This window comes from Francisella sp. SYW-9 (assembly GCF_008711465.1).
GTDB lineage: Bacteria > Pseudomonadota > Gammaproteobacteria > Francisellales > Francisellaceae > Francisella.
Genome location: NZ_VXKQ01000030.1, coordinates 70,021 through 84,014, shown reverse-complemented (window position 1 = coordinate 84,014; position 13,994 = coordinate 70,021). Strand labels below are relative to the sequence as shown.

The following is a 13,994-nucleotide window of genomic DNA, read 5'->3' as shown; positions in this document are numbered from 1 at the left end:
CTTGTATTTATACAATCATATGATATAATCGCTATTTGTAAAAATTATCGTGGGCATAAGCCCTTAGTTTTTTAAGAACTGATAAACTGGCATTTTAAGTGAGGTGAGAGAGTATGCCAAGCGTTAGAGTTAAGGAAAGAGAACCTTTTGATGTTGCTCTTAGAAGATTCAAGAGATCTTGTGAGAAAGCTGGAATAGTATCTGAGCTACGTCGTAGAGAGTACTTCGAAAAGCCAACTTGGGCACGCAAAAGAAAAAAAGCTGCAGCTGTTAAAAGAGCTCATAAGAGCAATATAATGGCTAGAAGATAGTTTTTTATTTAAACCACCTCGAGAGCATAAAGCTCTCATCTTTCACTAGGAATCCTTTTTTAAAATGTCACAAATTTTTGATCAACTGACTCTTGATATGAAAGAGTCTATGAAAAATAAAGATAAAAATAGATTAACGACTATCCGTATGGCTATGTCTGCTATCAAGCAAAAGCAGATTGATGAAAAAATAGACATTACAGATGAGATTGTAATAGCAGTTATTACAAAAATGATTAAACAAAGACAAGACTCTTACAATCAATATATCCAAGCAGATAGAGCTGAGCTAGCTGAGGGCGAAAAAAGAGAGATTGAAGTCTTAACTCAATATATGCCTAAACAACTTAGTGATGAAGAAGTTGTAGCAATAGTTCAGAAAGCTATCGAAGCTGTAGGTGCAACATCTATGAAAGAGATGGGCAAGATTATGGCAAATGTGAAAAAAGAATTAGCAGGAAGAACAGATATGAGTAAAGTTAGTGCTATAGTAAAATCTAATTTAGTGTAATAACTTTACTTTTGACATCAATATGGCAAAGAGAGTTTCAAATACTTTTATAAAAGAGCTGGTGGCTAGTGCCGATATAGTTGATGTCGTCTCAAGATACGTTAATTTAAAGAAATCTGGTAAAAACTACAAAGGTTGTTGTCCTTTTCATAATGAAAAAACACCTTCATTTTTTGTAACACCAAGTAAGAACTTTTTTCATTGTTTTGGTTGTCAAGAGTCGGGAGATGCCCTTACTTTCGTCAAGAAAATTAATAATTTAGAGTTTATAGATGCTGTAAAAAGCTTAGCTGAAATAGTTGGTAAACCTGTTGAGTACGAAAACTATTCTCAAGAGGATATACAAAAAGAGCAGTTGTATAATAGATGTATTAGTTTTTTAGAAGTTGCTCAAAAATATTATCGTTGGAATTTAGGTAATTCAGCAACTAAAGATAAAGCTATAAGCTATCTTAAGAAAAGAGGTATTGACTCCAATTTAGCAAAAAGTTTTGGTATTGGATACTCTTCTGAAGGTTGGAATAATATTACACAGCTTGCTAAGTCTGCTAAAGTTGGCGAAGAAGTTTTAATTGATTCAGGATTAGCAATAAAGAATGATAAAGGAAATATCTATGACCGCTTTAGGGGGCGAATTATGTTTCCTATTCGAAATATTCAAGGAAATGTAATTGCTTATGGCGGGAGGGTTATAGATGATACTGATGGTGTTAAATATATAAACTCGCCAGAGACCATAGTTTTCCAAAAGAATAATATTTTATATGGTTTATATGAATATCGTGAATATAAAAAGAAAAATCCAGAAAATCTAATACAGAGCTTAGTCGTAGTGGAAGGGTATATGGATGTAGTAGGTCTAGCGCAATATGGTTTTTATAATGCTATTGCTACATTAGGAACTGCTTTTTCACAAAATCATGCAAAGATTCTTTTCCGAGAAACAAACTCTGTTGTTTTATGTTTTGATGGCGATTTTGCTGGACAAAAGGCAGCTCTTAGAACAATTAAAATAGTTTTACCTATACTAGATGGAAATAAAAAATTAAAAATTCTAACCTTACCTGATGGTAAAGATCCTGATGATTTTATCAAAAATTATGGTTTAGAAGAGTTTACTAATACTTTAGGTAATGCTTTACCTGTTGCAGAATTTTTAATAAGGAGTTTTATAGATGGCAAAGACCTTAGTAGGGCAGAATCTAAGGCAGAGGTCATAGAAAACCTTAAAAATTTCTTATCTGATGTTGAAGATAATATTTATTCAGAAAGTATTATAGCGACAATTGCTGAACAGATAGGAATAAAAACAGAACAAATTAAAAAGTTATTAAAAATACGTAAGCATAATGTTTATGAAGGTTTGAGTAGTACAAATTTAAATGTTGTTAAGCAGAAAAAGCTTTCAAGAGACTTGCGACTTGAGGAAAAACTACTTGCAGAATTATTTGTAAATATTGAGGATTTTCGTATTTTATATCAAAATAATGATTTCGAGATTTTTTCTGTAACGAAAAATCTTGATTTTTTAATAAAAAGCTTGAAAATTTTAAAAGAAGACTCCTTTAATGAAATAGAGGCTGTTATACTTATACAGCTATTGGCAGAGGATTATCCTGACTACAGAGAGTACTTCTTTGAATTATTAAGCTATGGTATTAATAATACTAGCAAGAAGTCTGATGGCGAAGATTATTGTGATCAGATGTTAAAAGATTTAAAAAGGATTGAAAAAGAAAGTAGAAAATTAAGGATTAACTATTTGAAAGACTTACCATTTAGGACAGATCTTCAGCAAATGGAAATCAAATATCTACTTTCAAAATTAAATAATTAAATGAATAATAATCTATTGGAGTATTAGATGACAAGAGAAGATTTACTCTCAGATCTGAAAGATTTAATAATTGATGGTAAAGAGAGAGGATATTTAACCAGAGCTGATATATTAGATGCTTTGCCTGGAGATGTTTCTGAAGATCCAAAAAAATATGAAGAAATAGAAGCAATACTTGTTGATGCAGGTATTGATGTCTATGATAGAACTCCTGAAATAGAGGAAGAAGACGAGAGAAAGGTCAGTGAGGCAAACCTTGATGATTTAAGAGGTAAAACATCAGATCCAATTCGTATGTATATGCGTGAGATGGGGATAGTTGATCTTTTAGATAAAAGAGGTGAGACTGATATCGCTATTAGGATAGAAGAGGGTACTACAGAGGTTTTTAGTACAATCTTAAGCTACCCTATAGTTATAAAAACATACATTGAGAGATTCCGTGAGTTAGAGGAAAAGGCTCAAGAGTATATGTCGTCTCAAGATATAGAAGAAGAACCTGTTGCTAAATATATTCGTTTTAATGAAATTATGGCAGGGTTTAGTGATGAACAAGCAGCTGAAGAAAAAGTTGCAGAAGATGATCATGATGAAAAAATTGATACTCAAAGAGCTTATGAGTTCTTTACGAATCTTGAAAAGATCTTTGAAGAGTATCAAGAGAAGCCTTCTAAAAAGCTTTACAACAAAATTGTCAAAGAATTTGAATGCTTAAGACTTTCAACGTCTCATTTGCAAAAATTAGTAGACTATATTAGGCTTCCTTATGCACGAGTTAAAGAATTTGAAAGAAAAATTTTAAGGCTATGTGTTGAGAGAGCAAAAACTCCTAGAGCGGAATTCCTAAAGGCATATAAAATTGGTTCTACTGATTGGCTTGAGCCTTTAACAAAGAAATATAGATTTAACGATAATATTATTCGTGAGGTGCAAAACCTTACTAAGCAAATTAATCAATTCCAAAGTCTAATGATGATGGAGATCTCTGAGCTTAAAAATGTTAACGTTGAGATTTCAAAGAGTGAAGCTAAAATTACTCAAGCTAAAAAGGAGATGATTGAAGCAAACTTAAGACTAGTTGTTTCTGAGGCGAAAAAATATACCAATAGAGGCCTTCACTTCTTAGATATTATCCAAGAGGGTAATATAGGTTTAATGAAAGCGGTAGATAAGTTTGATTATCGTAAAGGATTTAAGTTTTCTACTTATGCTACCTGGTGGATTCGTCAGGCTATTACTCGTTCGATTGCTGATCAGGCTAGAACTATTCGTGTACCTGTTCATATGATTGAAACAATCAACAAGGTTAATAGAATTAAGCGTCAAATCTTACAAGAAAAAGGTCGTGAAGCTACAGAAGAAGAGATTATCGAATATACTCCAAATATGACTAAAGATAAGCTTAAAAAGATTCTGAATATTTCACATACACCTATTTCTATGGAAAGCCCAATTGGTGATGATGAGGATTCTACAGTAGGTGACTTTATTGAGGATAAGAATAACTACTCTCCAATAGAAGCTGCTAACTTAGAAAACTTAAGAGAAGCTATTAAAGAGCTTATAGATACTGGTTTAACAGAAAGAGAAGCTAAAGTTCTGATGATGCGTTTTGGTATCGGTATGAATACAGATCACACATTAGAAGAAGTCGGTAAACAGTTTAATGTGACCAGAGAGCGTATTAGACAGATTGAAGCAAAAGCTCTTAGAAAACTTAAGCATCCGTCTAGATCAGCTTTCTTAAAAACTTTCTTATAATTTTTATCTTTTAATAACTAAGCTAATTTTAACTTGGATTTCTATAGTTTTTATTAACTAAAAAATTTGATCTTATCCTTATCTAAGGATGATGTAGCCAAAACCATATAAAAAGTAGTATGTATTGTGTCAGGTGGTCACTGAGCGTAGTCGAATGTGCTTGACCACATAATCCACATAATCTAACAAATAAATTGAATACAAGCTATTTGATCATGTACTATTTTAAACATAGTGAGCTATATCAATAGTCTCTTTTACTTTTTACTATAATAGTTAATTCAAAATTTGTGATTTCTAACTTAATATTAATATTTTTTAATCAAAAATTTCATCAAAATTTAGTATATCTAAAATAGCTATCTAAGTCTTACAAATAAATTGTATTTATAGTTTTTAGCTTCTAATATAAATCTTAGAGTATTTAACTTTTGTTCAGGATTAAAAAAATGAGAAAGCTACTATTAATGCTAGCATTAGCAATCCCAATGATGGGATATTGTGGATTTATTGATTGGATAACTGGGTATCCAAAGGTTAAAGCGAAGATAGAGAAGCAACTTGAGCAGAAATATCAAGGAGATAAGTTTGAAGTATTGGACTTAGAATATTCAAATAACCTTAAAGGTTATAATTTTAAAGCTAAAGATATTAGCAAGGATCTTACAGCAGAAGGCTCATATTTTCCTAAGACGGGAATAATCTGGGGAAATGGTTTTAAAAAACAAATGATGCAAAAATATTTGGAAGAGATGATAAAACCTTATATTTTGGAAGTAAGTAAAAATTATTATTTTTCTGGTTTTATATCTTATGTTATTCCATCGCCAATGACGAAGTATAGAAGTAGTATGATTGATAAGGTTTTAGGTTATCAATATGATCAAGGTGTTGACTTAAAAAAATGGATTGCTAAATATCATCAAGAAGGCGTACTATCATTTGATATAAAAATACAATCTAAACGAGACCCTCAATCAATTTATAAAGTTATAAAGATGACTTATGAAATAAATAAGTATCTACAGTCACTTAAAATGGGAGAGTATGGATTTTCAATATCAACATTTGATGTGCCTAATGGTTTTAATATTAATAAGTGGTATAAAGTTAAAAAAGCAGCTCATTCATCATCTGTAAACCCTGATAAAGATTTATATAAGTATGCATGGGGATATTTTGGTGTTTCATCTTGTCCATCTAATGGTAAATGGGGTAAAGCATGTGAGACAGAGCCTCATAAAGATGCGAGAGGATATACAATAAAGGATACTAATGGCAATAAGCTATTTCCAGCAAAAAGATTGGCTGATCATATTCATAGTATCCAAGATATAGCCAAATATTTTGAAATGTACAATTATGGTAAGCCAGACGTTGAAACATGGGAAACCCATGGAATGAAATATTCAGAGAAACATACTTATTATAAATGGAAAGCAATATATGGAAGAAGCGTTACACCACTAGATAAAACCAAATATTATCCAGCAGTAGAAAAATTAATATTAGAGAATAAAAAGTAGAAGGAAATTATTATGTCAAATCAATTAGCAGGTTCAAAAGCAGATAAATCAGCAATGTTAAATTTTTTGGAGTATTCACATACATTAAATCATGTTGATGTTTCAGATAAAGCTCAGGTTAGATTATATGATCATTTTTATGATAAACAAGGTAATTTATATTCAGCAGATAAAATAGGAGATAAGGCACATGAGTATCTCAAAGACAACGGTACAGCAAGCCTTCAACAAAGCTTAAAAGATGCAACAATTGTCGATGCTATTAATAAAGATAATTATGTTGGTGTAGCAGTTAAATTTAAGGATGATAGTAAAGTCTATGTAAGTGGTAGAGGTTCTGATAATATTCAAGATTGGCTAGTTACTAATGCGAGTATTGCAGTTGCTCAATATGCTCCTGACTTACCTGTAATTGATATGCCTTTAGCTGAAAAGAATGCAGCTAATGAATTTGCGTTAAGAATATATGAAAAGTATAAAGATTTGGTTTTAACAGGACATTCTCAATCAGGATATTTCTCTCAGGAGCAGGGCGCATATTTGATCAGTAAAAATCTTAATTCTGCGAATACAATTCAAGTAGAGACATTTAACTCTCCTCAAGCTGGTAAATATATCAAAGATTATTTTGGTCAAGAAGTTTTTGATAAGGTTGGATCCGTTACAATCAATAATAATATTTCTGCTGATAAGGTTCATCTTATTGGAGAGCGAGTAGGTAAGGAAGTAACATATTATAGTACAGCAGATAATGCACTTAGTGCGCATTCAAGCAGTATGTTTGTATTTCCCAATCAAAGTACATTTGACCCAGGAAACAATAAATACCTTAACTCAAATGGAAATCTAAGCGAAATAGTATTAGCAGATAGATTAACACTTTTAGATAATGTTATAGAGAGTCAAGAGGGCTTATTAGCTAATAATAGTAGCGTTGAAAATATATGGCTTAAGACATTAAATGATACAGATTTTGCAGATAATACTAATCCATACAAAATTATAGAAGCAGCTACGTTAGAAAAGCAAGGTTTACAGAATATGCTAGGTAACTTAGATGGTTATGATTATGTAGCATCAAATTATCAAAGTATTGATCTTGCTAATGATATGATGCTAGCTTCAGTTGGTGGAAATCAAGGAGAGTCTTTAATTAACGCTATAGTAGATAGTGTAAATAGGCTACCTACTACAGAAGCAAAAGCTCAGTTTGTAAAGTCATTACAGAGTAGTGATCTAATCGATAATTTATTTGGAGTTGAGGGTTCAGAAGACGTTACTTTAGATAGTATTATTTCAGATAAATTTATTGATGCCAACACCCAACTCTACGGTGACCCATTAGTCGTTGATCTTGATGGCGACGGCCAGCTTGAGACTAGGGATGCAACAGGAGATATTTTATTCGACCACTCAGGAAACGGCCAAGCAACTGGAACTGGGTGGATCAACGCTGAGGACGGTCTGCTAGTTCGCGATATTGACAACTCTGGCACTATCGATAGTGGTAGGGAGTTACTCGGAGATAATACCATAAAGTCAGACGGCACTAAAGCAGTAGATGGCTTTGATGCTTTGAGAGATTTAGATAGCTCAGGAGACGGGATTTTTGATGCAAATGACTCAGCATTTTCTGAGGTCAAGGTATGGCAAGATGTCGATCAAGACGGTGTGACAGATGAGGGAGAGTTACTAAGTCTAGCAGAGGCAGGTATAGAGAGTATCGATCTAAATGCAAATAGTGTAAATCAAAATGTTGAAGGTGGTATATTACGTAAGACATCTACAGCTACAACTACAGATGGCACGACTACAGCAGTAGGAGCAATGGATTTTGCTGAGAATAAATTCTATAGTAGATTTGCAGATGAGTTAGAAATATCTCCGGAGTTAGAAGGCTCAATTAATGTAGCAGGCCAAGGAGCTTTAAGAAGTCTACATGAGGCATCTAGTTTATCGTCAGAGTTAAATACTTTGTTACAAGATTTATATTCTGGTAATACTCCAGTTACGGATAGCGCAGTACATGAAGTATTGCTTGAATGGGCAAAATCAGCAGAGAACTTTACTACATCCTTAGAGTTACTAGATAGTTATACATTAGAAGATGGTACGCAGATTAATCTAGACGTTTCTGATCGAGTCAAAACAATAATTGAAAAGACAGCCGTGCTAGAGGCAGTAAACGGTGAGAGATTGCTGGAGTATCAGATAACTAATAGTGGTGGTAAATATAGTGTAAATATCCGTACAGGCGTTGAGACTTCAGATTTTAGAATTGGAGGTGCTGATGTTTCAAAAGGTAGTGAGGTTAGCTTAAATGATTGGGATTTTCATAGATTAGCAGATAGTGGTAGAACAACAGTTATTAACGAAGGCTATGCAAGCCTATTTAGTTCAGTCAAGGAGTCTATCCAAGTAAGTTATACTGATAATGAAATAAAACCATTCTTACTAGAAAACATATCATTTGAATTAGATGATGCAGGAGAGGTAGCACTTAATTTTGATAGTATTAATGAAGCTATAGCAGATAAGATTAAATCTACTCTGTCAGATGGGATTAACTTTTTTAATAAACTAGTAGATTATCGAGATAATACAATTTTGACAGATAATTGGAATAGTCAAGGATTATTAGAGAATGATATTCCAGCAGCACTATCAGAAGTTTTGGATGCTAATGTTGTATTAAATAATGCAGAGAAAATGAATTTTTTAGTTGATGGTAGGCTATATACTATAGATTCATTAGTTGGTGCAGATTCTTCTGACTTTATATTGGGTACAGACTTTTACGATAGTATTAGTGGTGGAGATGGGAATGACTATGTAGAAAGTGGAGCTGGAGATGATTATATAGATGGAGGAAATGGAAACGATATAATCTATGGTGGAAAGGGAAATGATACACTTCAAGGAGGCTATGGTAATGATAAGCTGTATGGAGGAGAAGGAGATGATACTATCCATACAGGAAGTTGGTTAGATCTCACATCAAACTATGTAGAAGGTGGTCAAGGCAACGATACAATCATTTCGAATTGGGGAGCTAGGAATAATACTTATAAATATAATTTAGGTGATGGCTTTGATGTAATTAAGAATCAAGGTATTCATTTTGATCATAACTATAGAGATCATCGAGTATTATTTGGAGAAGGAATATCTCAAGAGAATGTAGACTTTCAAAAGCAAGGTAATCATTTAGTTATTATAGTTAATGGAGATGAATCTCAGGGAATGAGATTAGATAACTTTTATTTAAATGAGGCTAGATATAGATCACCAGTTAATAGATTTGAGTTTGATGATGGAAGTATTATAAATGCTTCTGATTTAAACTTTGATATTGTAGGAACATCTGAAGATGATATTTTATCAGGTTCTGATTGGTCAGAGTCTCTTATTGGGAATGAAGGAAATGATACTCTAAAAGCTGGAAAGGGTAACGATACCTTACAAGGTGGCCAAGGTAATGATAAATTATATGGGGATGATAATAATGATACCTTAGAAGGTGGACTTGGTGATGACTACCTAGATGGAGGCCCACATAATGATGTTTTAATAGGAGGAGAAGGTAACGATACACTCCAAGGAGGCTATGGTAATGATAAGCTGTATGGAGGAGAAGGAGATGATACTATCCATACAGGTAATTGGTTAGATCAGAAGTCAAATTATGTAGAGGGAGGTCAAGGTAATGATACGATTATTTCAAATTGGGGAGCTAGTGGAAATACATATAAGTATAATCTAGGAGATGATTTTGATGTTATTAAGAGACAAAGTACAAGTAGTGTATATGCGCATAGAAATCATAAGGTATTGTTTGGCGAAGGTATAAGCTTCGAAGATTTAAGCTTTGCTAAACAAGGAAATCATTTAGTAGTTACAATTGGTGGCGATGATAGTCAAGGGATAAGGATTGAGAATTTTTATCATTCAAGTAGTAGTTATTACTCACCAGTAAATAGATTTGAATTTGCTGATGGAACTGTACTTGGTATGTCAGATATTAAGATAGGCACAGATCAATCAGATACTTTAATCGGTAATGATAATAATAATTTTATATATGGTATTGATGGCGATGATATTATCTCAAGTGGCGAAGGCTCAGATATAATCTCTGGTGGAGCTGGTAATGATTCAATTAGTGTTTCAGGAACAGGAAATACTATAAAATATAATCTCGGAGATGGCTTTGATAATATTAAATCATTAGGCAAAAATCTTGGTTATAGTGATAAGGTTGTTTTTGGTGAAGGTATCACTCAAGAAGATTTAAGCTATAACCAAGATGGTAATGATTTAATTATTAATGTCAAAGGTGATGAAACACAGGGATTTAGACTAGTTAATTTTGGTGTTGAGCAAGGTAGTAATATTGGTAGCTTTGAATTTGCGGATGGTACACTGGCTTCTCCTAGAGATATATTAGATCAGATGAATAAACCAGAACCTACACATATAGGAACAGATTTATCAGAAAAGATAGTCGGTACAAATGATGTAGTAGATGTTGTCTACGCTGGAGCTGGGGATGATACAGTTTACCTAGGTTCAGGAGATGATATAGCAGATGCTGGTGATGGTAATGATATAGTTAAAGCTCTAAATGGTGGAGATAATACTATAGATGGTGGATCTGGTAACGATAGAATGGAAACTGGGGCAGGTTTAGATAAATTATCTGGAGGCTTGGGCGATGATATTATTAAAGCTGGGGCTGGTGATGATGTAATCACTGGCAGCTTAGGTAATGATGATATCAGTGGAGAGTTAGGAAATAATATTATTAACTATAATCTAGGTGATGGGCTTGATACGATTAGAGCGGCTAAATTAGATGTTACAAAGCAAACAGATAAGATAGTATTTGGTGAAAATATTTCCCAAGATGATGTTCAGTATTTACAAAGAAATGAAGATTTATTTGTTCAAGTAGGAGCAGACTCTGAGCAAGGATTACTTGTTAAAAAATTCTATGCTAAAAGTGGTTATCAAACTAAAGTATCAGGCTTTGAATTTGCAGATGGTAGCTTTAAGGCTATAGAAGATATACAGCCAGTAACATTAGGTACAGATTTAGCAGAAAAGATAGTTGGTACAAATGATGTGGTAGATGTTGTCCATGCAGGAGCTGGAGATGATACAGTTTATCTCGGTTCAGGGAATGATATAGCAGATGCTGGTGATGGTAATGATATAGTTAAAGCTCTAAATGGTGGTGATAATACTATAGACGGAGGAACTGGTAACGATAGAATAGAAACTGGAGCATGTGCGGATAGATTATCTGGAGGCTTAGGTGATGATATTATTAAAGCAGGAGCTGGTGATGATGTTATCACTGGAGGCTTAGGTAATGATGATATTAGTGGAGAGTTAGGAAATAATGTTATCAACTATAATCTAGGAGATGGACTAGATACAATCAGGGCAGCTAAGCTAGATGTTACAGATCAGACAGATAAGATAGTATTTGGTGAAAATATATCTCAAGATGATGTTCAGTATTTACAAAGAAATAAAGATTTATTTGTTCAAGTGGGAGCAGATTCTGAACAAGGCTTACTTGTTAAAAAATTCTATGCTAAAAGTGGTTATCAAACTAAAGTATCAGGATTTGAATTTGCAGATGGAAGTTTTAAAGCTATAGGAGATATTCAACCAGTCACATTAGGTACAGATTTAGGAGAAAAGATAGTTGGTACAAATGATGTAGTAGATATTGTCCATGCAGGAGCTGGAGATGATACAGTTTATCTCGGTTCAAGTGATGATATAGCAGATGCTGGTGATGGTAATGATATAGTTAAAGCTCTAAATGGTGGTGATAATACTATAGACGGAGGAACTGGTAACGATAGAATAGAAACTGGAGCAGGCTTAGATACTTATAATTATTCAACTGGAGATGGAAATGATACTATTAATCTAGCAGGAGATAGCTCTACAGATACACTAAAGTTAAATGATATTTCAAAGGATGATATATTATTTTCAAGATCAGATAATGACTTACTGATAGACTTTAGTGATCAGTTATCCTCATTAATTGTAGATGACTATTTTGAATCACAATATAATAATGACTCACTTATTATAGATACAAATGATGAGTTTCAGATGTTGTTAGGAGCCAATGCGAATAAGATGGCAGAGATATTGGCAGCAAACACCTCAAGTAATGAAGATATTGATGGAGGTAGTGTAGATGGTAGTAATCAAGTCACGACTCAAGTTGATGCATCACAGTTAGCTGATTTATGGGTGCCTAAAGAGAAAATAAATATCTAAAAAAATATTAAGATTTATTTTATTATTTGCATAGCATATCAATAACTACATAAATTAAAATGAATCTAAACAACCATATTGAAACTGTTTCTGGACATACTTTAACAATCTTAATTCCTATAGGCGTCCCAATAATAGAACCTACTAGTAAGCCTAAAAATGCTGGTAAATATAAATATCCTAAGCTATATGCTGGAATCCCAAGAGCATGGTAGCTTGATACAAGCATTGTAACAGTTGCTATTAATGCTACAGGGACTGCTGTTGCAGCAGCCATGGCTGCAGAGTTTTTCATTGGATAGTTATAATGTTTCATATATGGATTAACAATACTTGAGCCTCCAATTCCTACAATGCTTGATAATAATCCTGTAGCTCCACCCAAAAAAGTACATGATAGTTTTGATGGCATTATTATACCAGAGGTAATGGAAGATTTTCTAAATTTAAATGTCTTGAAAAGGCTTACTAAAAGAATTATTGCAAATAATATTTCAATTGCTTTTGCAGGCATCATTTCACTAAATATAGTGCCAAATATTGCTCCAATAAAGATCGCAGGTATTGCATTTTTTAATATCTCAGTTACTAAGTGATTATTTTTATAATGTTTATAAGAGTTGTAAAGAGCGTTAATCATTATAAATGCAAGAGATGTTGAAACTGCTAAATGAATTGCTATTTCACGCGATATACCTTGATACTTACAAACAATTAACATTAACGGAATAATGATAGCTCCTCCACCAGCTCCTATCCACGCAGATAAGGTACCGGTAATAATTCCACCTATGAAATAAGTTAGTAAAACTAATATGAACATAATATGAATTTCCAATTAAAATAGTATGAATTTATTATAAAAGTATTTATGCTATATGTATAATGAATAAAATTTATGCCTATTATTCTATAATGGAATCGATAAAAAACTTGCAAGCTTTCCTTGCTATTGTTGAGGCTAGATCTTTTACAGATGCAGCAAATAAATTATTTATTACGCCAGTAGGTAAAAGTCTTATACCTTATGCAACGAATCTGATTGATGCATGGAATAATATTCAACGAAAAGTTGAGTCTTTAAAATATGATGTATCTGGAGAGTTAAAAATTAGTTGTAATTACCAAATTTCAATAGACTTTCTACCTAAGATTCTTAAATTGTACGTTCAAAAATATCCTAAAGTTGATATCAAAATTGATTCTACATGTTCACTACCAATTATTAAAAAATTAATGAGTTTGATATTGATATTGGTTTAATAACAGCAAATGAAATTACCCACGAGGATATCCAATCGTATATATTTGAAAGAAAGCAAGCTGTTGCAGTTATTGCAAAAGATCATCCTTGTTGGCAACTAAAAGATCATATGATTGAGAGGTTAGGTGATATTTCTTTGTTGTTACCGTCTTATAGAAATGTGTATTATGAAATTTCTAAAGATTTAACAGAGAAATATAAGATTACTCCTCCAATAATTGAAGATATAAATCAATTAGTAGTCATTCAAAAACTTACTGAAGCTGGAGTGGGGTGGTCTATAGTAAGTGAAAGCATGGTTTCAGATAAACTTAAAAAAATACCAATAATGAAAGATAAGTTTTATATTAACAATGCTTGTATCTATAATAAAAGAAAAGAGCTTTCACGTCCTGCAAAAGCTCTTCTTGATATATGTAAAGAATATACATCAAATATATAATCATTCAATGTTATAGATTAAAGATATTTTTTA

The 13,994-nt window shown here is 32.6% G+C and carries 9 protein-coding genes; 8 read left to right on the top strand and 1 reads right to left on the bottom strand.

The features are described 5' to 3' along the window. The first annotated feature begins 113 nt into the window (after window positions 1-113). The 6 genes from rpsU (at window position 114) to F3D62_RS10710 (ending at window position 12,255) form a co-directional block, all read left to right on the top strand. Window positions 114-311: a 30S ribosomal protein S21 gene (gene rpsU / locus F3D62_RS10735; RefSeq protein WP_150468246.1), complete on the top strand. Its 198-nt coding sequence runs from the start codon at window positions 114-116 to the stop codon at window positions 309-311. Window positions 312-375: 64 nt separating this feature from the next. Further along, window positions 376-822, top strand: coding sequence for a GatB/YqeY domain-containing protein (locus tag F3D62_RS10730; protein ID WP_150468245.1), 447 nt, complete (start codon window positions 376-378; stop codon window positions 820-822). 22 nt (window positions 823-844) lie between these two features. Further along, complete coding sequence (dnaG, locus tag F3D62_RS10725) at window positions 845-2,659, top strand: DNA primase (RefSeq protein WP_150468244.1); 1,815 nt, start codon at window positions 845-847, stop codon at window positions 2,657-2,659. Between the two features lie 27 nt (window positions 2,660-2,686). Then, complete coding sequence (gene rpoD / locus F3D62_RS10720; protein ID WP_150468243.1) at window positions 2,687-4,420, top strand: RNA polymerase sigma factor RpoD; 1,734 nt, start codon at window positions 2,687-2,689, stop codon at window positions 4,418-4,420. 449 nt (window positions 4,421-4,869) lie between these two features. Further along, complete coding sequence (locus F3D62_RS10715) at window positions 4,870-5,946, top strand: hypothetical protein (protein ID WP_150468242.1); 1,077 nt, start codon at window positions 4,870-4,872, stop codon at window positions 5,944-5,946. A gap of 12 nt (window positions 5,947-5,958) precedes the next feature. Next, window positions 5,959-12,255 carry a calcium-binding protein gene (locus F3D62_RS10710; RefSeq protein ID WP_150468241.1) on the top strand — a complete coding sequence of 2,099 codons (6,297 nt, stop codon included), beginning with the start codon at window positions 5,959-5,961 and terminating at the stop codon, window positions 12,253-12,255. Window positions 12,256-12,277: 22 nt separating this feature from the next. Here F3D62_RS10710 and F3D62_RS10705 read toward each other — a convergent pair whose 3' ends face one another. Then, window positions 12,278-13,078 carry a sulfite exporter TauE/SafE family protein gene (locus tag F3D62_RS10705; protein WP_150468240.1) on the bottom strand — a complete coding sequence of 267 codons (801 nt, stop codon included), beginning with the start codon at window positions 13,076-13,078 and terminating at the stop codon, window positions 12,278-12,280. Window positions 13,079-13,170: 92 nt separating this feature from the next. On the opposite strand from F3D62_RS10705, the gene F3D62_RS10700 reads away from it, so the two are divergent. Together F3D62_RS10700 and F3D62_RS10695 are read left to right on the top strand one after the other, a co-directional pair. Next, a complete protein-coding gene (locus tag F3D62_RS10700; RefSeq protein ID WP_150468239.1) occupies window positions 13,171-13,518 on the top strand; it encodes a LysR family transcriptional regulator in 348 nt (115 codons plus the stop codon). Beyond that, window positions 13,488-13,961: a LysR family transcriptional regulator substrate-binding protein gene (locus tag F3D62_RS10695; protein WP_150468238.1), complete on the top strand. Its 474-nt coding sequence runs from the start codon at window positions 13,488-13,490 to the stop codon at window positions 13,959-13,961. Before F3D62_RS10700 ends, F3D62_RS10695 begins: the two co-directional genes overlap by 31 nt. Window positions 13,962-13,994: the final 33 nt, after the last annotated feature.

Bases quoted from the DNA above. Each gene is read 5' to 3' on its own strand.
- rpsU (WP_150468246.1), top strand. From the start codon at position 114: ATGCCAAGCGTTAGAGTTAAGGAAAGAGAACCTTTTGATGTTGCTCTT.
- F3D62_RS10730 (WP_150468245.1), top strand. From the start codon at position 376: ATGTCACAAATTTTTGATCAACTGACTCTTGATATGAAAGAGTCTATG.
- dnaG (WP_150468244.1), top strand. From the start codon at position 845: ATGGCAAAGAGAGTTTCAAATACTTTTATAAAAGAGCTGGTGGCTAGT.
- rpoD (WP_150468243.1), top strand. From the start codon at position 2,687: ATGACAAGAGAAGATTTACTCTCAGATCTGAAAGATTTAATAATTGAT.
- F3D62_RS10715 (WP_150468242.1), top strand. From the start codon at position 4,870: ATGAGAAAGCTACTATTAATGCTAGCATTAGCAATCCCAATGATGGGA.
- F3D62_RS10710 (WP_150468241.1), top strand. From the start codon at position 5,959: ATGTCAAATCAATTAGCAGGTTCAAAAGCAGATAAATCAGCAATGTTA.
- F3D62_RS10705 (WP_150468240.1), bottom strand. From the start codon at position 13,078: ATGTTCATATTAGTTTTACTAACTTATTTCATAGGTGGAATTATTACC.
- F3D62_RS10700 (WP_150468239.1), top strand. From the start codon at position 13,171: ATGGAATCGATAAAAAACTTGCAAGCTTTCCTTGCTATTGTTGAGGCT.